Genomic DNA, 21,695 nt, shown 5'->3' with positions numbered 1-21,695 from the left:
TTTTGTAGTGTGTTGATTGACCCTGTGGCGGGCGATGGGTTCCTAGTGGCAGTTTGATGGTGTGGGGCTTTGGGGCATTTCTGAACAAATCTGTGGTGTGGAACAACCTATTGGATGCTGAGTCCAACGGCTGCTTCAGCTCCTAAATTTACGAGGTTGTCTCGATGAAGATTTCACGCGGTTTTGCCCTGTCCTGCCTTCTGACCGTGGCGGCCAGCCCGGTGTTTGCAGCAGGCTTCAGCCTGGGCGATGTGGCCAACGCCGTCGCCGGTGCCCAGGGTACCAACAAGGCCGCCGCCGCTGCGCCAACGTCTCAGACCGCCGGCCTGTTGGGCGCGTTGACCAAGCAGTTGAATGTCACCCCGGAGCAGGCTGTCGGTGGTACCGGCGCCATGCTGGGCCTGGCCAAGAACCAACTCAGCAGCACTGACTATTCGCAGTTGGGCAAAAGCGTACCGGGCCTGGACAAGCTGTCGGGTAGCAACGCATTGGGCAGCCTGGGCGCCCTGAGCGGCATGCTCGGCCAAACCGGTGGCAGCAAGACCAGCGGCCTCGATGGCCTGCTGGGTAACGTCAAGGACACCAACGACCTGAACACCGCGTTCAGCGCCTTGGGCATGGACAGCGGCATGATCGGCCAGTTTGCCCCGGTGATCCTGCAATACCTGGGCGGTCAGGGTGCCGACAGTTCATTGCTTGGCAAGCTGGCCCAGGCCTGGGGTACCGGCAGCTAAGGCCGTTCGGCGCGCAGTTGGGCGATGCGCGCATCCTTCTCCATCCAGAGCTGGTTGACCCAGTTCTGGACGCTCTGGCGAAACGCCGGATCATTCTCGTAATCCCCCTGCCACAACGCTGGATCCAGCTCGCGGGTGCGGATATCTACGATCACGCGGGGCACCGCGCCGCTGATCAAATCCCAGAACCCCGGAATCTTCTCCTGTGGATACACCACGGTCACGTCGAGGATCGCGTCCAGCTGTTCGCCCATTGCCGCCAGCACAAACGCCACGCCACCGGCCTTGGGCTTGAGCAGGCGGGCGAAAGGTGAGCCCTGTTGGGCACGCTTGGCTTCGGTGAAACGCGTGCCTTCCAGGTAGTTGACCACCGTCACCGGCTGGCGCTTGAACAGCTCGCACGCCTGTTTGGTGATCTTCAGGTCCTGGCCCGCCAGTTCCGGGTGCTTGGCCAGGAACGCCTTGCTGTAGCGCTTCATGAACGGGTAGTCCAGGGCCCACCAGGCCAGGCCCAGGAACGGTACCCAGATCAGTTCCTTTTTCAGGAAGAACTTGAAGAACGGCGTGCGCCGGTTGAGGGTCTGGATCAGCGCCGGGATATCCACCCAGGATTGGTGGTTGCTGATCACCAGGTACGAGGTGTCGCCGCGCAGGCCCGTATCGCCGCGAATATCCCATTGGGTGGGGATGCACCAGGCGAAGATCAGCTTGTCGATCTCGGCCCAGGTCTCGGCGATCCACATCACTGCGGCTGAGGCGTAGTCCCGTGAACGACCGGGGGCCACCAGCTTGAGCAGGGCGAAGACCAGCAGGGGGCCGATCAGGATCAGCGTGTTGAGTAACAGCAGCAGTGTGACGAAACAGCCGGTGAGCAGGCGGCGCATAAGGAACTCTTGCAAGCGGTTGGACGGGCCATGATAAGCAGCTTGAGTCTAGAGGCCAAATCGCAAATGGCCTGACGAATGTTTCACTTTGTGTTGCGTATGCTGAGTAACGATCCAACTTTGGGCTGCGTTTGCAGTCTAGTATTCGCCTACTTACCTCAAGGAATCCTCCTACGTGAAATCTCTCCTTGCCCTATTAGCCGTGGTGGCCCTGCCGGTCATGGCCGCCGAACCGACCCTGTACGGGCGCTACGAATACATCCAACTGCCGGAGATCGGCGAGACCTTCAAGGCCAAGATGGACACCGGCGCGCTGACCGCGTCGCTGTCGGCCCGTGACATCGAGACCTTCACCCGCGATGGCGAGGACTGGGTGCGCTTCCGCCTTAGCGGCAAGGATGTGAGCAACAAGGTCTACGAACACAAAGTGGCGCGCATCAGCAAGATCAAGAACCGCGCCGACGAGGACGAAGACGGCGAAGAAACCAGCGTGGCCAAGCGCCCGGTGGTGGATCTGGAGATGTGCCTGGGCAACGTCAAGCGCACCGTCGAAGTCAACCTCACCGACCGCAGCAGTTTCAACTACCCGCTGTTGATCGGCGCCAAGGCCCTGCGTGAATTCGGCGCCGCCGTGAACCCGGCTCGCCGCTACACCGCCGACAAACCCGACTGCTGATTGACGCCGCATAAGGCATGGGGCACCGTTCACCTTTAGCTCCCAGTGCTCGGACGCCATGCCCCATATTCTGATTGTCGAAGACGAAGCGGCCATTGCCGATACGCTGATTTTTGCCCTGCAAGGCGAAGGCTTCACCACCACCTGGCTGACCCTCGGCCAGGCCGCGCTGGAGCATCAACGGCAGACCCCGGCAGACCTGCTGATCCTCGACATCGGCCTGCCGGACATCAGCGGTTTTGAAACCTGTAAGCAACTGCGCCGTTTCAGCGAAGTGCCGGTGATGTTCCTCAGTGCCCGCGACGGCGAAATCGACCGCGTGGTGGGCCTGGAAATCGGCGCCGATGATTATGTGGTCAAGCCCTTCAGCCCACGGGAAGTGGCGGCGCGGGTCAAGGCGATCCTCAAGCGTGTCGCGCCGGTTGCGGCGCCAGCCAGCGGCGGGCTGTTCCAGGTGGACCACGAGCGCGTGCAGATCCACTATCGCGGGCAGTTGCTGGGCCTGACCCGGCATGAGTTCCGTTTGCTCAACTGCCTGCTGGAGCAGCCCGAGCGGGTGTTCAGCCGCGAGCAACTGCTGGATGCCGTCGGCGTGGCCGCCGATGCCGGCTACGAGCGCAATATCGACAGCCATATCAAAAGCCTGCGCAGCAAGTTGCGGGGCGTGGCCGCCGATGGCGAGCCGATCCAGACCCATCGGGGCCTGGGCTACAGCTACAGCCCGAGCCACGCCTGATGCGCATGGGGCTGCGGATTTTCCTGGTGTATGCGCTGTTCATCGGCCTGACCGGCTACTTTGTGCTCAACACGGTGATGAAGGAAATCCGCCCCGGCGTGCGCCAGTCCACCGAAGAAACCCTGGTGGACACCGCCAACCTGCTCGCGGAAATCCTGCGTGAGGACGTTAAGCACGGCACCCTCGGCCAAAGCCACTGGCCGACCGTGCTCAAGGCCTACGGCGAGCGCCAGCCCGGCGCGACGATCTGGGGGCTGGCGAAGAATCAGGTCAACCACCGTATCTATGTCACCGACGCCAAGGGCGTTGTGCTGCTGGATTCGGCAGGAGTGGCAGTGGGCCAGGACTACTCGAAATGGAACGACGTGTACCTGACTCTGCGCGGCGAATACGGCGCCCGCTCCTCCCGCAGCGATGCCGATGATCCGGCCTCGTCGGTGATGCACGTTGGCGCGCCGATCCGTGATAACGGGCAGATCATCGGCGCGGTCACGGTGGCCAAGCCCAACAGCTCGCTGCAACCTTATGTCGACCGTACCGAGCGCCGCTTGCTGTGGTACGGCGCCGGCCTGGTGGCCCTGGGCCTGTTGCTGGGGGCGCTGTTGTCGTGGTGGCTGAGCGCTGCGCTGCGGCGCCTGACCACCTATGCCCAGGCTGTCAGCGAAGGGCGGCGCGCCGAGTTGCCGCACTATCGCGGCGGTGAGTTGGAGCAGCTGTCCACGGCGGTGGAGCACATGCGCACGCAACTGGAAGGCAAGGCCTATGTCGAGCGTTACGTGCACACCTTGACCCACGAACTGAAAAGCCCCCTGGCCGCGATCCGGGGTGCGGCGGAGTTGTTGCAGGGTGAAATGACTGCGGCCCAGCAGCAGCGCTTTGTCGGCAATATCGCCAGCGAGAGCGCACGTCTGCAGCAGTTGATCGAGCGCCTGTTGAACCTGGCCCAGGTCGAGCAGCGCCAAGGGTTGGAGCAGCAAGCCACGGTGCCTTTGGCCGCGTTGGTGGATGAAGTCCTCAAGGCGCAATGCGCGCGGATCGAACAGGCCGGGTTGCAGGTCGAGCGTCTGATCGAGGCGGATGTAAAGCTCTATGGCGAGCCATTCCTGCTGCGCCAGGCCTTGGGCAACCTGCTGGAAAACGCCCTGGACTTTACCCCGCCCGGCGGCACTCTGCGCTTTAGCGCCCAGGTGCGGCATCACGATGTCGATGTGTGTCTGTTCAACCAGGCCGAGCCGATCCCCGAATACGCCCTGCCGCGCCTGAGCGAGCGTTTCTATTCCCTGCCGCGCCCGGCCAGCGGGCGCAAAAGCACCGGCCTGGGCCTGAACTTTGTCGAAGAGGTGATGAAGCTGCACGGCGGCTCATTGCAGATCGGCAACGTGCCGGGCGGGGTGCAAGTGGTGCTGCATCTCCACACAGTCTCCACATTGCCCTCATAAATCCCCCACAGGCTGGCGCCAGACTCTCCCCATCAAAACAGGGAGATACCCATGAACCGCAGCCTGCTATTCAAACTGGGCGCCATCGCGCTGCTGATCCTGCTATTGCTGATTCCGTTGCTGATGATCAGCGGCATCATCAACGAGCGCCAGGCGCTACGCGACGGCGTATTGATGGACATTGCCCGCAGTTCCAGCTACAGCCAGCAGGTGAGCGGGCCGTTGATGGTGGTGCCGTATCGCAAGACCGTGCGTGAGTGGAAGCTCAATGAAAAGCTCAACAAACGCTATGAAGTGCTCAGCGAAGAGCAAGGCCGCCTGTACTTCCTGCCAGAACATTTCGAGCTCGACGGCAAGGTGCAAACCGAACTGCGGGCACGGGGGATTTACCAGGCGCGGCTGTTCCATGCTGACAACCGTATCAGTGGCCGCTTTGTGCTGCCGGCGCAGATGGGGATCAAGGAAGACTTTGCCGATTACACGTTTGAACAGGCGTTCCTGGCCGTGGGGATCAGCGACATTCGCGGGATCGAAAACGCCCTGAAACTGGAGCTGGGCAGCCAGCGCCTGGAGTTCGCCCCGGGCACCCAAGTGAGTTTCCTTGGCGCCGGGGTGCATGTCCCGCTGCCCGCCCAGGACAGCAAGAACCCTGCGCCGCTGGACTTCGCGTTCGATCTGCGACTGCAAGGTACCGAGCAATTGCAAGTGCTGCCGGTGGGCAAGACCAGTGTGGTCAAGCTGGCGTCCAATTGGCCCCACCCAAGCTTTGTCGGCAACTTCCTGCCGGTGCAGCGCGAGATCAACGACCAAGGGTTCAGCGCCAACTGGCAGACCTCATTTTTCTCCACCAACCTTGAAGAGTCGTTGTACGGCTGCGTGGTCGCCAGTCGCTGCGACGACTTCAACCAGCGCAGCTTCGGCGTGAACTTTATCGACCCGGTGGACCAGTACCTCAAGAGCGACCGTGCGATCAAATATGCGCTGCTGTTTATCGCCCTGACGTTCGCCGGCTTCTTCCTGTTCGAAGTGCTCAAGAGCCTGGCGGTGCACCCGATCCAGTACGCGTTGGTGGGGGTGGCCCTGGCGTTTTTCTACCTGCTGCTGTTGTCGCTGTCCGAGCATATCGGCTTTGCCCTGGCGTACCTGATCTCGGCCAGTGCCTGTGTGTTGTTGATCGGTTTTTATGTGTGCCATGTGCTGCGCAGCGTGGCCCACGGCCTGGGATTCTCGGCGGGGTTGGCGGCGTTGTATGGCTTGCTGTACGGGCTGCTGAGTGCCGAGGATTACGCGCTGTTGATGGGCTCGTTGTTGCTGTTCGGGCTGCTGGGCACGGTGATGGTGCTGACACGCAAACTGGACTGGTATGGCGTGGGCAAGCGCAAGGCGAGTGAGCAGGAGGCGATGCAATGATCGGGCTACGGGAGGACCAGCGGGAGAGGGTGCAACTGGTGGGGAAAATCAACGCACTGTTTGCGCAGTTGCGCGATGGACTTGTGGTGGTTGGAGGGCTTGCTGCGGCTAACAGGCCCGCTCGCCACAACAAGCCTGTAGCTGCAGGCCTCAGGCCGGCGGCTGGGTCGCCAGCATCGAAGGCCGCTGGCTGACTTCGGCGTACCAGGCGGCCAGTTTGGGATTGCTCGAACGCCACTGCAGGTCCGGATGGCGAAAATCCACATAGCCCAAGGCGCAGGCGACACTGATGGCTGCGATGTCGAAATGGCAGGCCAGCTCGGCGATAGCGTCCCGCTCCAGCTCGGCCAGGGTGCGGCGGATTTTGTTGCGCTGTTCTTGCAGCCAGCTTTCCCACTGCTTGTCGGCCGGGCGCAGGGCGGTTTCATAGCGCATCAATACGGCCGCATCCATGATCCCGTCGGCCATCGAGGCCAGGGTCAGGCGCCGCCAGCGGGCCGAGCCGTCACGGGGGATCAGCGGGTTGCCGACGTGCTGGTGGTCGAAGTAGTCGAGGATCACCCGGCTGTCGTGCAACACATTGCCATCGGCCAGGCGCAGGGCCGGGATCTTGCCCACGGGGTTGCCTTCGTTCAGCGCGGGGATCGGGTTGACCGGCGTGACCAACACAGTCTCCAGGGCGACCCGGTCTTGCTGGCCGGTTTCGTGGAGCAGGACCAGGACTTTGCGGACAAACGGCGAAGCGGGGTGCTGGAACAACGTCATGCTGGGCGCGGACATGGGCAATCCTCGGAAAAGGTCGGCCATAGACTAGACAGTTGCGAGGTGACTGGCGAGGGGGATCTGGTTGTTTTTACGGGCCTCATCGCAGGCAAGCCAGCTCCCACAATTTGATTGGTGAACACCGTCAAATGTGGGAGCTGGCTTGCCTGCGCTGGCGTCCTCAAGGCCTGCGCACCAACCCCCACACCCCGACAACTGCCGGTATCCCCAACCCCAGCCAGCTAAGGGAATCCCAAACCCCATTCCCCAACAGCGCCGCAAACAACCCCCCGGCACTGAGCAACCCGATTGCCAGCGGCACCCCGAACACCTTCCAGAAATTCGATTGCCGCGGCCTCATGGCTTGGCCGCCCTGCGCCGCACCAGCCACAGGTACACACCGCTGCCCAGCACGATGATGGTCAGCACATCCAGCACCGCCCAGAGGATTTTCATCGGCATGCCGCCATAGTCGCCAAAGTGCAAGGGCTGGGACATGCCCATGGCGTCCATGTACCACGGCCGCCCGGCCACGGCGGTGACGCTCAGATCGCTGGCGTCGATCAGCACCGGCGTCAGCAGGTGCGAGGTCAGGTGTGTGCTGCCTTTCATAAACACCGCGTAATGGTGCTCGCTGGAAAACCGCGTGCCGGGGAACGCAATAAAGTCCGGGGTCATGCCCGGCGCGACCTGTTCGGCGATTTTCAGCAGGTCAGTGGCCGGCGCCCGCAAGGTCAGCGGCGGTGCGTTCTTGTAGGGTTCGATCATCGCGGTGAGGCTGTCATTGCGCCAGGCGGCGATGATCAGGTCGGCACAGGCGCTGATCACCCCGGTGACGCCCACCACCAGCGCCCAGGTCAGGGTGACGACGCCGATCAGGTTATGCAGGTCCAGCCAGCGCAGGCGCGTGGATTTGTCCTGGCGCACGGTGGCGAACTTCAAGCGCCGCATGAACGGCAGGTACAACACCGTGCCGGAAATGATCGCGACCACAAACAGCACACCCATGAACGCCAGCAGCAACTTGCCCGGCAGCCCGGCGAACATATCCACATGCAGGCGCAGCAGGAACATCGTCAAGCCGCCATTGGCCGAAGGCATCTCCACACTGTCCCCGGTGCGCGCGTCCAGCATGAAGGTGTGCGACGAATTGGGCTCGGTCCCGGCGGTGGCCGCCATGATTGCAATCACGCCGTTCTTGTCGTCTTCGTCCCAGGCCAGGTACTGCATGGCTTCGCCAGGACGATGGGCCTGGGCCTTGGCCACCAGTTGCTCAAGGTTGAGCTGCGGGGTATCGGCCGGCATCTGCTTGAGCTCGGGCTCGTTGCCCAGCAAGTGATCGATCTCATGGTGAAAGATCAACGGCAGGCCGGTCAGCGCCAGCATCAGCAGGAATACGGTGCAGATCAGGCTGGTCCAGGTGTGGATGAAGGACCAGCGGCGGATGGTTGTGCTTTTCATCACGGCTCCAAAAGGCAAAAGGGCCGCAATTGGGCGGCCCTTCATCTGCGGTTTTTAACCGTCTTAGAATTTGTAGTTCACGCTGGCGACGACGTTACGCTGGTCGCCGTAGTAGCAGTAGAAACCGTCACAGGTGGCGAGGTAGTCCTTGTTGAAGATGTTCTTGGCATCGACCGCCACGGTGACACCTTTGAGGGTGCTGCTTACACGGCCCAGATCGTAGTGGACCGAGGCGTCGTATACCGTGTAGGAGCCCACATGGCCCCAATCGGTATTGGCCGCGTTGCCGTAAGTGTCGCCGACATAGCGCACGCCAGCGCCAACGCCAAAGCCGTCGAGCGCACCGCTGTGCCAGGTGTAGTCGGCCCAGACGGTGGCTTGGTTGCGAGGTACCTGATTCATGCGGTTGCCTTTTTCTACGGCGGCGCCCTTGGTGATTTCGCTGTCGTTATAGGTGTACGAACCCACCAGCTTGAGGCTTTCGGTTACGTCGGCGCTGGCTTCCAGTTCCAGGCCACGCACACGTACCTCGCCTACTTGGCGGGTAATGCCGCCCTCGGTAACCGAAGTGTTTGTTTGTGTTAGGTCGAACACGGCAGCGGTCAGCAATGCCTTGGTGCCAGGTGGCTGGTACTTGATCCCAGCTTCGTACTGTCGGCCTTCGGTGGGTTTGAATGCACCCGTGCTGAGCACTTCTGTCCCAGCGCCTGCCTGGAATGATTCGGCGTAGGAAAGGTACGGAGTGACACCATTGTCGAATACGTAGCTTAGTGCTGCGTTGGCGCTGAAGTTTTTGTCACGCTGTGTGTTGGTAGCGTCGTTCTGGTTGTGGAATGTAGTGCCGGTGTGCACCCAATCTTCACGCCCGCCGAGGGTCAGGCGCCAATTGTCGAGAGCCATTTGATCCTGTACGTACAGGCCGGTCTGCTGGGTCTTTTGGGTGTAGTCATACATGGTGAAGTACTGGACTTTGGAGAAGTTCTGCCCATACACCGGTCGATTGAAGTTGATGGTAGGAACCCCAGCGGAACCCCATAGCCAGCGAGCATTGGCATCGGAACGCTGGTGGTCCAGACCTAGCAGCAGGGTGTGGCTTACAGCGCCGGTCTGGAAGTCGGCCTGGAAGTTGTTGTCGACGGCAAACTGCCCGATGTTTTCATCGACTTTGCCGGCTGAGCGGCTCACGTTGCCATCGGCGTCTACCGCTAACTCTGGCCCGTTTGGCCAAAAACTCCCGCCTGCAGTGATGCCCTGGAACGACAAGTCATTTTTGGTGTAACGCAGGTTTTGACGAAACTGCCAAGTATCGTTTAGGCGAGTTTCAAAGGCATAGCCGAGGGCGTAGTAAGTGCGGTCGTAGAATTCCCAGTCCGGATCACCCAGGTTCTTGTGGTGGGATATTTTGCCGGCCGGCGAAGACAACTTGGTGCCTTGCAGCGGCAAAAACTGACCTGTTATACCGGTGTCGTCGCGAGTGAACTGCGAGAGCAGGGTCAGCTTGGTGTCGTCGTTGATGTTCCAAGTCAGGCTGGGCGCGACGTTGTAGCGTTTGTCTGGGATGTGATCGACCGCCGTATCGCTGTCGCGTACGACGCCACCGATGCGGTAGAGGAATTGACCGTCGTCATCGATTTTTCCGGTGCTGTCGAAGTTGATCTGCTTGTGGTTATTGGTGCCGGTCTGTACCTCGACTTCGTTACTGCTTTCAGCTTGTGGGCGACGGCTTACCATATCCAGCAAACCGCCGGGAGGCGTCTGGCCGTAGACGGATGAAGCCGGACCGCGCAGTACGGCGATACGTTCCAGGCTCCAAGTGTCGATTTTTGGCGTGGCATAGTTGCCCTTTGGCAAAGGCAGGCCGTCGAGGAATTGGGTCGGTACAAATCCGCGGACCAGCAACCAATCGCTGCGTGAGTCAGAACCATAGCCGCTGCTCTGCACGCCTGCGGTATAGCGCAGGGCGTCATTGAGGTTGAGAACAGAGCGGTCTTCCATTTGCTTACGGGTGATTACCGTCACGGAGCGCGGCAGTTCGGCAATCGGTGTATCAGTCTTGCTCCCCGCCGCCGTACGCGTAGCGACATAACCTTCCACCGGGCCCCAGGCGCTTTCATAGTTGCCCTGGCCAATGATGCTGGTCTCGGGCAGGGCAACGACACCCTCCGGAACCGGCACCAGACTGAAGGTGCCGGCGCTGCTCTGCTCCAACTGCAAGCCGCTGCCGCGCAAGGCTTCACGCAGGGCGCCCTGGGCGTCGAACTGGCCCTTGACCGGGGCCGAGGTCTTGCCTGCGGCCAGTGCTGGGTTGAGGGTCAATGCCAGGCCGGCCTGGCTGGCGATCTGGTTCAGGGTGCTGGCCAGGGGCGCGGCAGGCAGGTTGTAGGCGCGCACGCTGGACGCCTGTTCGGCGGCGATCAGCGCAGTGCTGGCCAGCGGGGCGCTGAGGGCAATGGCCACGGCTAACAGGCTGGGGCGCAACAAAGTGTCTAGCGTGCGGGACATACGGCGGCTCCTGAATGGAAATATTTCTCAATTGCCTGTGTGCCGAGCGAGAATCAAAAAGTGATAGGGTTGTGGGGAAATATTTTTTGTCTGGGAGGAAATGGGGGCTTCCAGAGCCCTATCGCAGCATAGGTATCTACACAACTTTGCCGCAACGCCTAGATCTAGGCAGATAGCGCAGTTGTGGCGAGCGGGCTTGCCCCGCGCTGGGCTGCGAAGCAGCCCCAACAAGCCCGCCGCGTTTCTTCAGATAAACCGCGATAGGCGGGTTTAGGGCTGCTTCGCAGCCCAGCGCGGGGCAAGCCCGCTCGCCACGGGGGAGTTCGTCAGTTTCTGAAAAGTTGTGTAGATACTTATGCCTATCGCCGGCAAACCAGCTCCCACATTGATGGTATGCACAATTCAAAATGTGGGAGCTGGCTTGCCGGCGATAGGGCCCTAAGGCTTACCCGCGACCTTTGGCACCACCGTCACCCACCACGGCGTACGCTGCTGGATCTGCACTGGCAGGGTTGGCAGCAGCGCATTCAAGGCCAGGTCGGTGTCCTGCAACGGGAAGCTGCCGGTGATGCGCAGGTCGGCCACGTTTTTGTCCACACCCAGGTAGCCGCTGCGGTAGCGGCCGAGTTCCTCGACCACATCCGCCAGCCGTGCGTTGTCTACCACCAGCATGCCGCGGGTCCAGGCGTCGGTGCCGGGGCTGACGGTCAGCAGTGGGCCGAGGCCGTCATGGCGCATCAACACCTGCTGGCCTTCCTTGAACACCTGCTCCTGCTGCAACGCCTCGGGCTGCGCCGCGACGGCCGACTGCAAAACGCTGAGCCGCGTACCGTCGTCCTCGCGTTTGACGATAAACCGCGTGCCCAGGGCGCGCAGGCTGCCGTCGCGGGTCTCGACGATAAAGGGGCGGGCATCGTTGTGGCCGGTCTCGACGAGGATCTCGCCGTCCTGCAACACGATCACCCGGCGTTTTTCGTCAAAGCGCACATCAATGGCGCTGTGGGTATTGAGGTTGATCAGCGTGCCATCCGCCAGTTTCAGCGTGCGTTGTTCGCCGGTGGCGGTGCGTTGGTCGGCCAGCCAATAGTTGATCGGCACGTAGCGCTGGCCGGCGAACAGCACCAGGCCGCAGACCAGCACCACACTGGCCAGGCCGCTGCCGAGCTTGCGCACCCGCTGGCGGATGTTTTCACGCGATTGCAGCAGCGCCGCCCGCGCCGGGCCGCTGGCCACGCTGAAACGCTGATCGAGCATGCCCAGTTGGCGCCAGGCACGGGCGTGCTCATCGTTGCTGGCTAGCCATTTCCTGAATTCTTCATGCTCCACGGCACTGCGCTCCCCGGAATCGAGGGACAGTTGCCAGGCAATCGCAGCATCCAGCACGCGTGCCGAAACCGGTTTGGAACTGATCTGAGTCACAGCGGCTCGCCATACAGTGCGATGTAGCACTGGCGAATGCCCTGGGCCAGGTACTGTCGCACCCGTGGCACGGAAACCCCCAGGCGCTGGGCGATTTCGGCGTGGCCCAGGCCATCGAGGCGGTTATAGAGGAAGGCGGCGCGGGCCTTGCTGGAGAGCTTGCCGAGCAGGCGGTCGATGGCCTTGAGGTCTTCGAGGATCAGATGCTGTTCTTGTGGGGAAGGGTGCTCGCTTTCCGGGATCAGCATCAGTTCGGTGAGGTAGGCCTGTTCCAGCGCCGCGCGGCGGAAATAGTCGAACAGCAAGCCCTTGGCGACGGCCACCAGGAAGGCCCGGGGTTCGCGGGGCTCGCGCAGTTCTTCACGGCCCAGCAGGCGCATGAAGGTGTCCTGGCTCAGGTCCTCGGCACGGCTGGGGCACGCCACGTTGCGCCGCAGCCATGCCAGCAGCCAGCCGCGATGGTCACGGTACAACGTGCCAACAAGCTCACTGTGGGGACTTTGGGCTGACGACAAGGCATCACCAATCGGCAAGTTTAAACTAACGAGAATTATTCGCGATTGTGGCAGAGGCGATGAGGCGGCGCAATTGGCGTTGGTCGGATGATGGCACCACAACCCATTCTAGGAGCCGGGTTGTGGTGTTTAGAAGGACGGGGCTTGCTTGCGACGTTTCCACTGGCTCAGGCGCTGCTGCAACAGTGCCGGGCTGTCCAGCCCTTGCTGGCGGGCGCGACTGAACAGAATCAACATCAACTCGGCGGTGGCCAGGGCATCGGCGCTGGCGTGATGGCGTTCACCGACTTGGAGGTTGAAGTGGGCGATCCAGTCATCCAGGCCCGCTTCGCGAATATGCGCTTGGGGGCACAGCAGCGGCGCCAGGTCTGCCACGTCGAGGAACGGATGGGCCAGGCGATAACCCAGGCTGTCCTTGAGCGCCCGGCCGAGCATGTGTTGGTCGAACGGTGCGTGGAATGCCAGCAGCGGGCTGTCGCCGACAAAATCCATGAAATCCAGCAACGCCTCGGCAGGATCGCAACCGGCGGCGATCGCACTGGGGCCCAGACCATGGATCAATACACTTGGGCTGAGTTTGGTGTGCGCCCGCAGCAAAGTGCGCTCGAACTGCTGGGAAAAGTCGATGGCACCGTCTTCGATCACTACCGCGCCAATCGACAGTACCAGGTCGCGATTGAGGTTCAGGCCGCTGGTTTCCAGGTCCAGGACCACCCAGCGCTGGTCACGCAAGGTATTTTCGCCGAGTGCGCCGGCAGTTGGCAGTTGCGCCAGCCGTACTTGTTGATGCTCATCCAGCCCCGGCCGGTGAGGGCGTAGCCAACTGAACAGGCTCACAGCTGATACCTCAGGGCCAGGCTGCTTTGCAGGCGCTGGGCCTGGCGCAGGGATTCGCGCAGGATGCGCCGGTCCAGGTGGTTGAGGCTGTCAGGGTCGACCCGGTTGGAGTACGGCTGGTTCTCGCGGGTCTGCAGTTGGTGCTGCTGCATGCGGGTTTGCTGGATAAAGTGGTAGGCCTCTTCATAGGCTGCGCCGTCCAGGCGTTCGATCACCTCTTTATCCACCAGTTGGCGCAAGCGTTCCAGGGTGTTGTTGGCGGCGATTCCATTGGCCAGGGCCAACAGGCGGGCACCGTCTACGAACGGTGTCAGGCCCTGCACCTTGAGATCCAGGGTGGCCTTGTCCGAGCCTTTGCGCGTCAACACAAAGTCCCGGAAGCGCCCCACCGGCGGGCGCTGGCGCAAGGCGTTCTCGGCCATCATCCGTTGGAACAGGCGGTTGTCTGCGACCAGGTCAAGAATGCCCTGGCGCAACTGGTCGCAGCCCTGTTCATCGCCCCATACCACGCGCAGATCGAAGTAGATGCTGGATTTGAGCAGGTTCTCCGGCGTCGCCTCGCGGATAAACGCAGCAAAGCGCCGGGCCCACTCGGCGCGGGACAGGCACAGCTCGGGGTTGCCGGCCATGATATTGCCCTTGCACAGGGTAAAGCCGCACAGCGCCAGGCTTTGGTTGATCTGCTGCGCCAGCGGCAACAGCAGGCCGCGGATCTCGGCCGCGTGGGCGGCGTCTCGCGCATCAAACAGGATGCCGTTGTCCTGGTCGGTATGCAGGGTCTGTTCGCGGCGGCCCTCGCTGCCGAAACACAGCCAACTGAACGGTACGCCGGGGTCGCCTTTATCGGCGATGCTCAGTTCGATCACCCGGCACACCGTGTGATCGTTGAGCAGCGTGATGATATGGGTGATCTGGGTCGAGGACGCGCCATGGGCCAGCATGCGTTCCACCAGTTGGCCGATTTCGCCACGCAGCGCCACCAGGTTTTCCACCCGTGGTGCATTGCGGATGGTGCGGGCCAGGTGCACCAGGTCGACCCGTTGCAGGGAAAACAGGTCACGCTCGGACACCACGCCACACAAGCGTCGATCCTTGACTAGGCACACGTGGGCGATGTGCCGTTCGGTCATGGCGATAGCCGCGTCGAAGGCGCTGTGATCCGGGCTGAGAAAGAACGGCGCCTGGGTCATATGGCGTTCGATGGCCTGGGTGAAGTCGCTGGTGCCATCGGCTACTACGTGGCGCAGGTCACGCAGGGTGAAAATTCCCAGGGGCGCCTTGTGTTCATCGACCACCACGATGCTGCCGACCTGCTGCTCATGCATCAGCGTGACCGCCTCACGCAGCGGTGTCAGCGGGCTGCACGTTACCGGGTGGCGCATGGCCAATTCACCCAGGCGGGTATTGAGTGAGTACTGGGTGCCGAGATTTTCTACGGCTTTCTGCTGGACTTGCTGGTTGACCTGATCCAACAGGCTACTGACCCCGCGCAAGGCAAAATCGCGGAACGCCCCGGACAGCGCAAACAGCTTGATAAACGCCGGTTTGTTCAATTGCAGGCAGAAGGTGTCTTCGGCGGCTTTGTGCTCGGTGCGGGTGGCCCGCTCTCCCAGCAGCGCGGCCAGGGGGAAACATTCTCCGGTGGCGATTTCGAAGGTGGTTTCGGCCGAATCCGGGCGCTGCCCGACCACGCGGCCCTGCTTGACGATATAGAAGTGCTCCACGGGGCCCGCCGACGGTTTGAGAATGCTCTCGCCGGGGCCGTAGAAGCGCAATTGGCACTGTTCCACCAGGAACGCCAGGTGGGCGTTTTCCATCTGGTTGAAGGGCGGGAACCGTTGAAGGAATTGCAGGGTGCCGTGAATGTTCTGCAACACCGCAGTTTTCCCTGCCTGGGTGAAAGCATCAGCTTTACTCATAACCATGACCGCAGTTTTTTGTCGTTATCGTCCTTCATGGTCGACCCCCACGCGGCGGGTGCCCATTGGACGTAAGTCTAGGTAGCTATAAGACCTTCGATGACTAAGGAAAAACCCTACATGAATATCGTCCAGACCCGTAGAACGCCCACTAGGAAAACTATCCGACGAAGTGCACATTGTTCGCCCTTCCGGCGATGTCTGACTAGTGTGCTGGGAGATTGAGAAGAACTGCCGAGAGACGTATGCCCGACCTAGATATTCTGAGTGACGCCGAGCGCGAAGCGCTGAGCGCCGTGATGCTGGAGCCTGATTTACCGCCGCAGCGGGTGCTGATCGTCGATGACGATAAAGACGCCCGGGAATTGCTGGCCGAAATCCTGGGGCTGGACGGCATTCGCTGCATGACGGCGGACAGTGGCGAGGCAGCGTGGGAATTGTTGAAGTCCAGCACGTCCATCGGCTTACTGATCACCGACCTGCGCATGGCGCCCAGCAACGGCCTGCAACTTATCCGCCAGGTGCGCGAATCCACCCGCGCGGCATTGCCGATCATCATCATGTCCGGGGACGCCGAAGCGCCGGACGTGATCGATGCAATGCATCTGAGCGTGGTGGACTTTCTGCTCAAGCCGATTGATAGCGTGAAGTTGGCGAAGATGGTCAAGCGCGAGTTGGGGATGGCGCAGTAGTTACCACTCATCGAAACTGTCAATTCTGACAGTCATTCGGCCACAATTTGGCACTGAGTTTGAACATGCTGGCGTACTGCTGAACGTACGTTACGCGAAGAGTGATGGCTCTCCTATTGTGCTCAATGGCACGTTCAATAACTCATCCACCTGATGGTTTTGTTGTTGGAACCACGCATTAAAAAGCCCTGATCTTTCGATCAGGGCTTTTTTACGTGCGGTTACTCAAAGACCATTCTTGGCCTTGAACTCCCTCCGCCGACGATGCAACACCGGCTCGGTATAACCGTTGGGTTGCTTGGTCCCTTCAATCACCAACTCCACCGCTGCCTGGAACGCGATATTGCTGTCGAAGTCCGGGGCCAAGGGACGGTACAGCGCGTCCCCGGCATTCTGCCGATCCACCACTGGCGCCATGCGCTTGAGGCTTTCCATGACCTGGGCTTCGCTGACCACGCCATGGCGCAGCCAGTTGGCGATGTGCTGGCTGGAGATACGCAGGGTGGCGCGGTCTTCCATCAGGCCCACATCGTTGATATCCGGCACTTTCGAGCAACCCACGCCCTGGTCGATCCAGCGCACCACGTAGCCGAGGATGCCCTGGGCGTTGTTGTCCAGCTCGTTGCGGATTTCTTCCTCGGACCAGTCGGTGTTCTGGGCCAGGGGAATAGTCAGGATATCGTCCACCGAAGCGCGCTCGCGCTTGGCCAGTTCGGCCTGGCGGGCAAATACGTCGACCTTGTGGTAATGCAGCGCGTGCAAGGCGGCAGCCGTCGGCGACGGTACCCACGCGGTGTTGGCGCCGGCCAGCGGGTGAGCGATTTTCTGCTCGAGCATGGCGGCCATCAAGTCGGGCATTGCCCACATGCCTTTACCGATTTGCGCACGACCTTGCAGGCCGGTGCTCAAGCCAATATCAACGTTCCAGTTTTCGTAGGCGCCGATCCATTTTTCCGCCTTCATCGCCGCCTTGCGCACCATCGCGCCGGCTTCCATGGAGGTGTGGATTTCGTCGCCGGTGCGGTCGAGGAAGCCGGTGTTGATAAACACCACGCGCTCGCTGGCAGCCTTGATACAGGCCTTGAGGTTGACCGTGGTGCGGCGCTCCTCGTCCATGATGCCGACCTTGAGGGTGTTGCGCGGCAGGTTCAGCACCTCTTCGATGCGCCCGAACAGTTCGTTGGTGAACGCGGCTTCTTCGGGGCCGTGCATCTTCGGTTTAACGATGTACACCGAGCCGGTGCGGCTGTTCTTGCGGCTGTTGTTGCCATTGAGGCTGTGGACCGCTGCCAGGCTGGTGATCAGGCCGTCGAGGATGCCTTCTGGCACTTCATTGCCCTGGGCATCGAGGATGGCGTCGATGGTCATCAGGTGGCCAACGTTGCGCACGAACAGCAGCGAGCGACCATGCAGGGTCACCGCATTGCCGTCGACACCGGTGTAGGTGCGGTCGGCGTTCATGGTACGGGTAAAGGTCTTGCCGCCCTTGGCCACTTCTTCGGCCAGGTCGCCCTTCATCAGGCCGAGCCAGTTGCGGTAGATCACCACTTTGTCGTCGGCATCGACGGCGGCGACGGAGTCTTCGCAGTCCATGATGGTGGTCAGCGCGGCTTCCATCAGGATGTCTTTGATGCCGGCGGCGTCGGTCTGGCCGACCGGGGTGCTGGCGTCGACCTGGATTTCGAAGTGCAGGCCGTTGTGCTTGAACAAGATGGCGATTGGCTGGGCGGCATCGCCCTGGTAGCCGATCAACTGGGCATCACTGCGCAGGCCGCTGTTGCTGCCACCCTTGAGGCTGACCACCAACTTGCCGTCGACGATCTTGTAGCCGGTGGAATCGACATGGCTGCCGGCGGTGAGCGGTGCGGCTTCGTCGAGGAAGGCGCGGGCGAAGGCGATGACCTTGTCACCGCGCACCTTGTTGTAGCCCTGGCCTTTCTCGGCGCCGTCGGCTTCGCTGATGGCGTCGGTGCCATACAGCGCGTCGTACAGCGAGCCCCAACGGGCGTTGGAGGCGTTGAGGGCGAACCGCGCATTCATCACCGGCACCACCAACTGCGGGCCGGCCATACGGGCGATTTCGTCATCGACGTTCTGTGTAGTCGCCTGGAAATCCGCCGCTTCTGGCAGCAGGTAGCCAATGTCTTGCAGGAAGGCTTTGTAGGCCACCGCGTCGTGGGCCTTGCCGGCGTGGGTCTGGTGCCAGGCATCGATCCGCGCTTGGAAATCGTCGCGTTTGGCGAGTAGGGCTTTGTTCTTCGGTGCCAGGTCGTGGATGACCTTGTCGGCGCCGGCCCAGAACTGGTCGGCGGTCAGGCCGGTACCGGGAATGGCTTCGTTGTTCACGAAGTCGAACAGGACTTTGGCGACCTGCAGGCCACCGACTTGAACGTGTTCAGTCATTGCTTGCCTCACTCTGCGGAGCTAATTCGCTTTTCAGCTTTTCAATTTACCAATGAAGCCTCTGGCCATTTAAACCACAAACCCAAGGCACCAGTACATGCCATTAACGGCGGCTGGGTGGTTCCAATCAACGGCGCAAGGCTTGCTGACGGGCTGTTCGGGGTTCTGACGGCGCCTGGGCAGACATCGACCTAACGTTATGTAGTGCGCGCCGAGGCATACTACATGATGAGTTGCGGTTGTGAAAATTAGACTAAATACGTCGTTTAGCGACCCACTTTGGTTGTACGGTCACAGCGGGGTATGGGATGTTCTCAAAAAACCATTGGATTGTTCCATATAAATATAAAAATGGTACACGATTTGTTTTGCGGCTCGCTCCTGCAGGCAGGTGCCTATAATCGAGTATTCATCACCAGAGGGCTGTTGCCATGGACCATCTCGTACTCACCGTCATCGCCGCCGACAAACCCGGCGTGGTCGAGCGTGTAGCCCACTGCATTGCCGAGCGTGGTGGCAACTGGCTGGAAAGTCGCATGGCTCATATGGCCGGGCAATTTGCCGGGATCCTGCGGGTCAGTGTGCCAATGGAAAACCGCAGTGAGCTGGTCAGTGCCCTGGAGGACCTGTCCACCCATGGCATTCGTGTGCTGGTCGGTGAAAGCAGCGGCGCGCAGGCATCGGCGAGCAAGCCGATCCTGATGACCCTGGTGGGCAATGACCGGCCGGGGATCGTGCGTGAAATCACCGCGCTGTTGAGCAAGCAAGGGGTGAACCTGGAGCGCCTGAGTACCGACGTGCGCCCGGCGCCCATGAGCAGCGACCCGTTGTTTCACGCCGAGGCCGCGCTGGCGGTGCCTTCCACCCTGGCGCTGGACACGTTGCAGGCTGCCCTGGAAACCCTGGCCGATGATCTGATGGTGGAGTTGCAGCTGCGCAGTGAGGAATAACCGTCCACAGGGTTGTTCATGGAAATCTTGCATGGGCCTGTGGATAAGCTGTAGAGACTCGGCGCCAGGCCGCGCCGGCCGTGGCTTGCGGCGTGTTGAGCAAAAAACGAGCAATTTCAAAGGCTTGTGCACAAACGCCGGGGATCAGGTTGTGGATAACCTTGGGGTGAAACCCTGCAAGCCAAGCCGGCTGTGGCTTGCAAGGGTTTGTACATTATTTGATCAGCGTTTACGCAGGCTCAGCCATGCGTCGATGCTGTAGACCGCAAGCCCCGCCCAGATAAATACGAACGCGACCAGGCTGGCGGGGCTCATGTGCTCGTCGAACAGCAGCACCGCCTGCAGCAGGACCAGGGTTGGCGCCAAGTACTGCAGGAAACCGAGCGTGGTGTACGGCAAGTGCCGCGCGGCGGCGTTGAAACACACCAGCGGGATCAATGTCACCGGGCCTGCGGCCACCAGCCACCAGGCTTCGGATGTGCTCCAGAACGCCATATTGGCGCTATGGGCAGTGGGGTTGAGCAGCAGCCACGCCAGGGCAATCGGCACCAGCATCCAGGTTTCCACCACCAGGCCCGGCAATGCCTTGACCGGCGCCTGCTTGCGGATCAAGCCGTAGAAACCAAAGGTCAACGCCAGCACCAGCGACACCCACGGCAAACTCCCGACCTGCCATACCTGTTGCGCCACACCCACGGCGGCCAGCCCGACGGCGACCCATTGCAGGCGCCGCAGGCGTTCACCGAGCAGCAGCATGCCCAGCAGCACGTTGACCAGCGGGTTGATGTAGTAACCCAGGCTGGCTTCGAGCATGCGCCCACTGTTGACCGACCATACATAGGTCAGCCAGTTGCCTGCGATCAACGAGCCGCTCAACGCCAGAATCGCCAGGCGCTTGGGGTTGTCCCGCAGTTCGCGCCACCAGCCGGGGTGTTTCCACACCAGCAACAGCAACCCGCCGAACAGCGCCGACCACAGCACGCGGTGGACGATGATTTCGGCGGCCGGCACGCTGGCGATGGCTTTGAAGTAGAGCGGGAACAGGCCCCAGATGACGTAGGCACTCAGGCCCAGGATATACCCGCGACGCGGGTTGGCGGCTTGCATGCAGAATCCTTGCATAGGCAGCTAACAAAGCCGTGATTGTAAGGAAGTTTGTCTATCGATGGGGCGGCTTTTTGTAGGAGCGCGCTTGCTCGCGAAAAACCTGAGGGCGCCGCTGGGTGTCAGGTTTCCCGCGTTATCGCTAACGACCTTCGTCGGCACGCCGCCCGGAAACAAGCTCGCTCCCACATGATGAGCGAGCGTGATTTCCTAAAACAATTTCAGGGGTTCTTCGTTGAGTGCCGACAATTGCTCGCGCAGCGCCAGCACCTGGTCGCCCCAATACCGCTCGCTGCCAAACCACGGGAAGCTGTGGGGGAATGCCGGATCATCCCAGCGCCGTGCCAGCCAGGCGCTGTAGTGCATCAGGCGCAGGGCGCGCAGAGGCTCGATCAGCGCCAGTTCGCGAGGATCGAAATCGTGGAATTCCTGGTAGCCGTCCATCAACTCCGACAACTGCCCCAGGCATTCCTGGCGATCGCCGGCGAGCATCATCCATAAATCCTGGACCGCCGGGCCCATGCGGCAGTCGTCGAGGTCGACGATATGGAACATCTCATCGCGACACATCATGTTGCCGGGGTGGCAGTCGCCATGCATGCGGATGTTCTTGTGCGGCGTGGCGCTGTACACATCCTCCACGCGCTTGAGCAAGTCACGGGCCACGGATTCGTAGGCAGGCAGCAGGCTCTTGGGAATGAAGTTGCCTTCGAGCAACGTGTTCAGGGAGTCATGACCGAAGTTCTTCACCCCCAGGGCTTCGCGGTGTTCGAAGGGGCGGGTGGCGCCCACCGCATGCAAGCGCCCGAGCAACTGCCCAAGGCGGTACAACTGATCGAGATTGCCCGGCTCCGGCGCCCGGCCACCACGGCGAGGGAACAGGGTGAAACGAAAGCCCGCGTGTTCGAACAGGCTTTCGCCGTTATGGATCATCGGGGCGACCACAGGCACTTCGCATTCGGCCAGTTCGAAGGTGAAGCGGTGTTCTTCAAGGATCGCTTCGTTGGTCCAGCGCTGGGGCCGGTAGAACTTGGCGATCAGCGGCTCGCAGTCTTCGATGCCGACTTGATACACCCGGTTTTCGTAGCTGTTGAGCGCCAAAACGCGGGCGTCGCTGAGAAAACCGATGCTTTCGACAGCGTCGAGAACCAGGTCGGGGGTCAATGTTTCAAACGGGTGGGCCATGCGAACTCCTGCGCGCAGCAGGTCGCCGCGTCCGGCCGGGTATGGTAGCGCACCGGGCTGGAGATAG

General features: G+C 61.4%; 19 protein-coding genes. 7 read left to right on the top strand and 12 right to left on the bottom strand.

From position 1 onward, the window contains the following. The first annotated feature begins 164 nt into the window (after positions 1-164). Positions 165-734 (top strand): DUF2780 domain-containing protein, encoded by a 570-nt coding sequence (locus HKK57_RS06780; protein WP_029296955.1) that lies wholly within the window; start codon positions 165-167, stop codon positions 732-734. On the opposite strand, the gene HKK57_RS06775 is transcribed toward HKK57_RS06780, so the two are convergent. Further along, positions 731-1,618, bottom strand: coding sequence for an acyltransferase (locus HKK57_RS06775; RefSeq protein WP_029296954.1), 888 nt, complete (start codon positions 1,616-1,618; stop codon positions 731-733). The two genes, HKK57_RS06780 and HKK57_RS06775, sit on opposite strands and share 4 nt — an antisense overlap. Before the next feature lie 175 nt (positions 1,619-1,793). Here HKK57_RS06775 and rloA2 point away from each other — a divergent pair, with 175 nt between their 5' ends. Genes rloA2 through creD form a run of 4 tightly spaced genes read left to right on the top strand, consistent with a single transcriptional unit; the run spans position 1,794 to position 5,879 of the window. Then, positions 1,794-2,294 (top strand): retropepsin-like aspartic peptidase RloA2, encoded by a 501-nt coding sequence (gene rloA2 / locus HKK57_RS06770; protein ID WP_029296952.1) that lies wholly within the window; start codon positions 1,794-1,796, stop codon positions 2,292-2,294. Between the two features lie 58 nt (positions 2,295-2,352). Continuing rightward, positions 2,353-3,030 carry a two-component system response regulator CreB gene (gene creB, locus HKK57_RS06765; protein ID WP_029296950.1) on the top strand — a complete coding sequence of 226 codons (678 nt, stop codon included), beginning with the start codon at positions 2,353-2,355 and terminating at the stop codon, positions 3,028-3,030. Continuing rightward, positions 3,030-4,469, top strand: coding sequence for a two-component system sensor histidine kinase CreC (gene creC, locus HKK57_RS06760; RefSeq protein ID WP_169389959.1), 1,440 nt, complete (start codon positions 3,030-3,032; stop codon positions 4,467-4,469). Before creB ends, creC begins: the two co-directional genes overlap by 1 nt. Before the next feature lie 51 nt (positions 4,470-4,520). After that, the gene (creD, locus tag HKK57_RS06755) at positions 4,521-5,879 is read left to right on the top strand and encodes a cell envelope integrity protein CreD (RefSeq protein ID WP_029296947.1); all 1,359 of its coding nucleotides are present in this window, start codon (positions 4,521-4,523) and stop codon (positions 5,877-5,879) included. Between the two features lie 150 nt (positions 5,880-6,029). Here the strand turns inward: creD and HKK57_RS06750 are convergent, their stop codons facing one another. The 8 genes from HKK57_RS06750 to HKK57_RS06715 all read right to left on the bottom strand — a co-directional run bounded on the left by HKK57_RS06750 (position 6,030) and on the right by HKK57_RS06715 (position 15,294). Next, on the bottom strand, positions 6,030-6,659 hold the full coding sequence (locus HKK57_RS06750; RefSeq protein ID WP_029296945.1) for a glutathione S-transferase family protein: 630 nt from the start codon (positions 6,657-6,659) through the stop codon (positions 6,030-6,032). A 163-nt stretch (positions 6,660-6,822) separates the two neighbouring features. Continuing rightward, positions 6,823-7,002, bottom strand: coding sequence for a hypothetical protein (locus tag HKK57_RS26900; protein WP_029296943.1), 180 nt, complete (start codon positions 7,000-7,002; stop codon positions 6,823-6,825). After that, the gene (locus HKK57_RS06740; RefSeq protein WP_029296941.1) at positions 6,999-8,102 is read right to left on the bottom strand and encodes a PepSY-associated TM helix domain-containing protein; all 1,104 of its coding nucleotides are present in this window, start codon (positions 8,100-8,102) and stop codon (positions 6,999-7,001) included. The genes HKK57_RS26900 and HKK57_RS06740 overlap by 4 nt, the downstream gene beginning before the upstream one ends. Positions 8,103-8,165: 63 nt before the next feature. Continuing rightward, entirely contained in the window at positions 8,166-10,604 is a 2,439-nt protein-coding gene (locus HKK57_RS06735; RefSeq protein WP_169389958.1) for a TonB-dependent siderophore receptor, read from the bottom strand. A gap of 438 nt (positions 10,605-11,042) precedes the next feature. After that, positions 11,043-12,023, bottom strand: coding sequence for a FecR domain-containing protein (locus tag HKK57_RS06730; RefSeq protein ID WP_070994485.1), 981 nt, complete (start codon positions 12,021-12,023; stop codon positions 11,043-11,045). Next, positions 12,020-12,538 carry an RNA polymerase sigma factor gene (locus HKK57_RS06725; protein WP_070994528.1) on the bottom strand — a complete coding sequence of 173 codons (519 nt, stop codon included), beginning with the start codon at positions 12,536-12,538 and terminating at the stop codon, positions 12,020-12,022. Before HKK57_RS06725 ends, HKK57_RS06730 begins: the two co-directional genes overlap by 4 nt. Before the next feature lie 129 nt (positions 12,539-12,667). Continuing rightward, the gene (locus HKK57_RS06720; protein WP_092230943.1) at positions 12,668-13,375 is read right to left on the bottom strand and encodes a 3'-5' exonuclease; all 708 of its coding nucleotides are present in this window, start codon (positions 13,373-13,375) and stop codon (positions 12,668-12,670) included. Next, positions 13,372-15,294 carry a putative nucleotidyltransferase substrate binding domain-containing protein gene (locus HKK57_RS06715; protein ID WP_169389957.1) on the bottom strand — a complete coding sequence of 641 codons (1,923 nt, stop codon included), beginning with the start codon at positions 15,292-15,294 and terminating at the stop codon, positions 13,372-13,374. The genes HKK57_RS06720 and HKK57_RS06715 overlap by 4 nt, the downstream gene beginning before the upstream one ends. 245 nt (positions 15,295-15,539) lie before the next feature. Here HKK57_RS06715 and HKK57_RS06710 point away from each other — a divergent pair, with 245 nt between their 5' ends. Beyond that, positions 15,540-15,986 carry a response regulator gene (locus HKK57_RS06710; protein WP_070994488.1) on the top strand — a complete coding sequence of 149 codons (447 nt, stop codon included), beginning with the start codon at positions 15,540-15,542 and terminating at the stop codon, positions 15,984-15,986. 225 nt (positions 15,987-16,211) lie between these two features. Here HKK57_RS06710 and HKK57_RS06705 read toward each other — a convergent pair whose 3' ends face one another. Then, complete coding sequence (locus tag HKK57_RS06705) at positions 16,212-18,389, bottom strand: malate synthase G (protein WP_092230935.1); 2,178 nt, start codon at positions 18,387-18,389, stop codon at positions 16,212-16,214. A gap of 431 nt (positions 18,390-18,820) precedes the next feature. Between HKK57_RS06705 and HKK57_RS06700 the strand changes: the two genes are divergently transcribed. Further along, positions 18,821-19,339, top strand: a complete 519-nt coding sequence (locus HKK57_RS06700) for a glycine cleavage system protein R (protein WP_070994490.1) — start codon at positions 18,821-18,823, stop codon at positions 19,337-19,339. Positions 19,340-19,561: 222 nt separating this feature from the next. Here the strand turns inward: HKK57_RS06700 and rarD are convergent, their stop codons facing one another. Both rarD and HKK57_RS06690 read right to left on the bottom strand, forming a co-directional pair. Then, a complete protein-coding gene (gene rarD / locus HKK57_RS06695; protein WP_029296920.1) occupies positions 19,562-20,446 on the bottom strand; it encodes an EamA family transporter RarD in 885 nt (294 codons plus the stop codon). Between the two features lie 207 nt (positions 20,447-20,653). After that, a complete protein-coding gene (locus HKK57_RS06690) occupies positions 20,654-21,628 on the bottom strand; it encodes a serine/threonine protein kinase (RefSeq protein WP_029296919.1) in 975 nt (324 codons plus the stop codon). Positions 21,629-21,695 lie beyond the last annotated feature (67 nt).

The sequence above is a fragment of the Pseudomonas sp. ADAK21 genome (assembly GCF_012935735.1).
Classification (GTDB): domain Bacteria; phylum Pseudomonadota; class Gammaproteobacteria; order Pseudomonadales; family Pseudomonadaceae; genus Aquipseudomonas; species Aquipseudomonas proteolytica.
This window is presented reverse-complemented; position numbering and strand designations above follow the sequence as displayed.

Bases quoted from the DNA above. Each gene is read 5' to 3' on its own strand.
- HKK57_RS06780 (WP_029296955.1), top strand. From the start codon at position 165: ATGAAGATTTCACGCGGTTTTGCCCTGTCCTGCCTTCTGACCGTGGCG.
- HKK57_RS06775 (WP_029296954.1), bottom strand. From the start codon at position 1,618: ATGCGCCGCCTGCTCACCGGCTGTTTCGTCACACTGCTGCTGTTACTC.
- creB (WP_029296950.1), top strand. From the start codon at position 2,353: ATGCCCCATATTCTGATTGTCGAAGACGAAGCGGCCATTGCCGATACG.
- creC (WP_169389959.1), top strand. From the start codon at position 3,030: ATGCGCATGGGGCTGCGGATTTTCCTGGTGTATGCGCTGTTCATCGGC.
- creD (WP_029296947.1), top strand. From the start codon at position 4,521: ATGAACCGCAGCCTGCTATTCAAACTGGGCGCCATCGCGCTGCTGATC.
- HKK57_RS06750 (WP_029296945.1), bottom strand. From the start codon at position 6,659: ATGTCCGCGCCCAGCATGACGTTGTTCCAGCACCCCGCTTCGCCGTTT.
- HKK57_RS26900 (WP_029296943.1), bottom strand. From the start codon at position 7,002: ATGAGGCCGCGGCAATCGAATTTCTGGAAGGTGTTCGGGGTGCCGCTG.
- HKK57_RS06740 (WP_029296941.1), bottom strand. From the start codon at position 8,102: ATGAAAAGCACAACCATCCGCCGCTGGTCCTTCATCCACACCTGGACC.
- HKK57_RS06735 (WP_169389958.1), bottom strand. From the start codon at position 10,604: ATGTCCCGCACGCTAGACACTTTGTTGCGCCCCAGCCTGTTAGCCGTG.
- HKK57_RS06715 (WP_169389957.1), bottom strand. From the start codon at position 15,294: ATGAGTAAAGCTGATGCTTTCACCCAGGCAGGGAAAACTGCGGTGTTG.
- HKK57_RS06710 (WP_070994488.1), top strand. From the start codon at position 15,540: ATGCCCGACCTAGATATTCTGAGTGACGCCGAGCGCGAAGCGCTGAGC.
- HKK57_RS06705 (WP_092230935.1), bottom strand. From the start codon at position 18,389: ATGACTGAACACGTTCAAGTCGGTGGCCTGCAGGTCGCCAAAGTCCTG.
- HKK57_RS06700 (WP_070994490.1), top strand. From the start codon at position 18,821: ATGGACCATCTCGTACTCACCGTCATCGCCGCCGACAAACCCGGCGTG.
- rarD (WP_029296920.1), bottom strand. From the start codon at position 20,446: ATGCAAGCCGCCAACCCGCGTCGCGGGTATATCCTGGGCCTGAGTGCC.
- HKK57_RS06690 (WP_029296919.1), bottom strand. From the start codon at position 21,628: ATGGCCCACCCGTTTGAAACATTGACCCCCGACCTGGTTCTCGACGCT.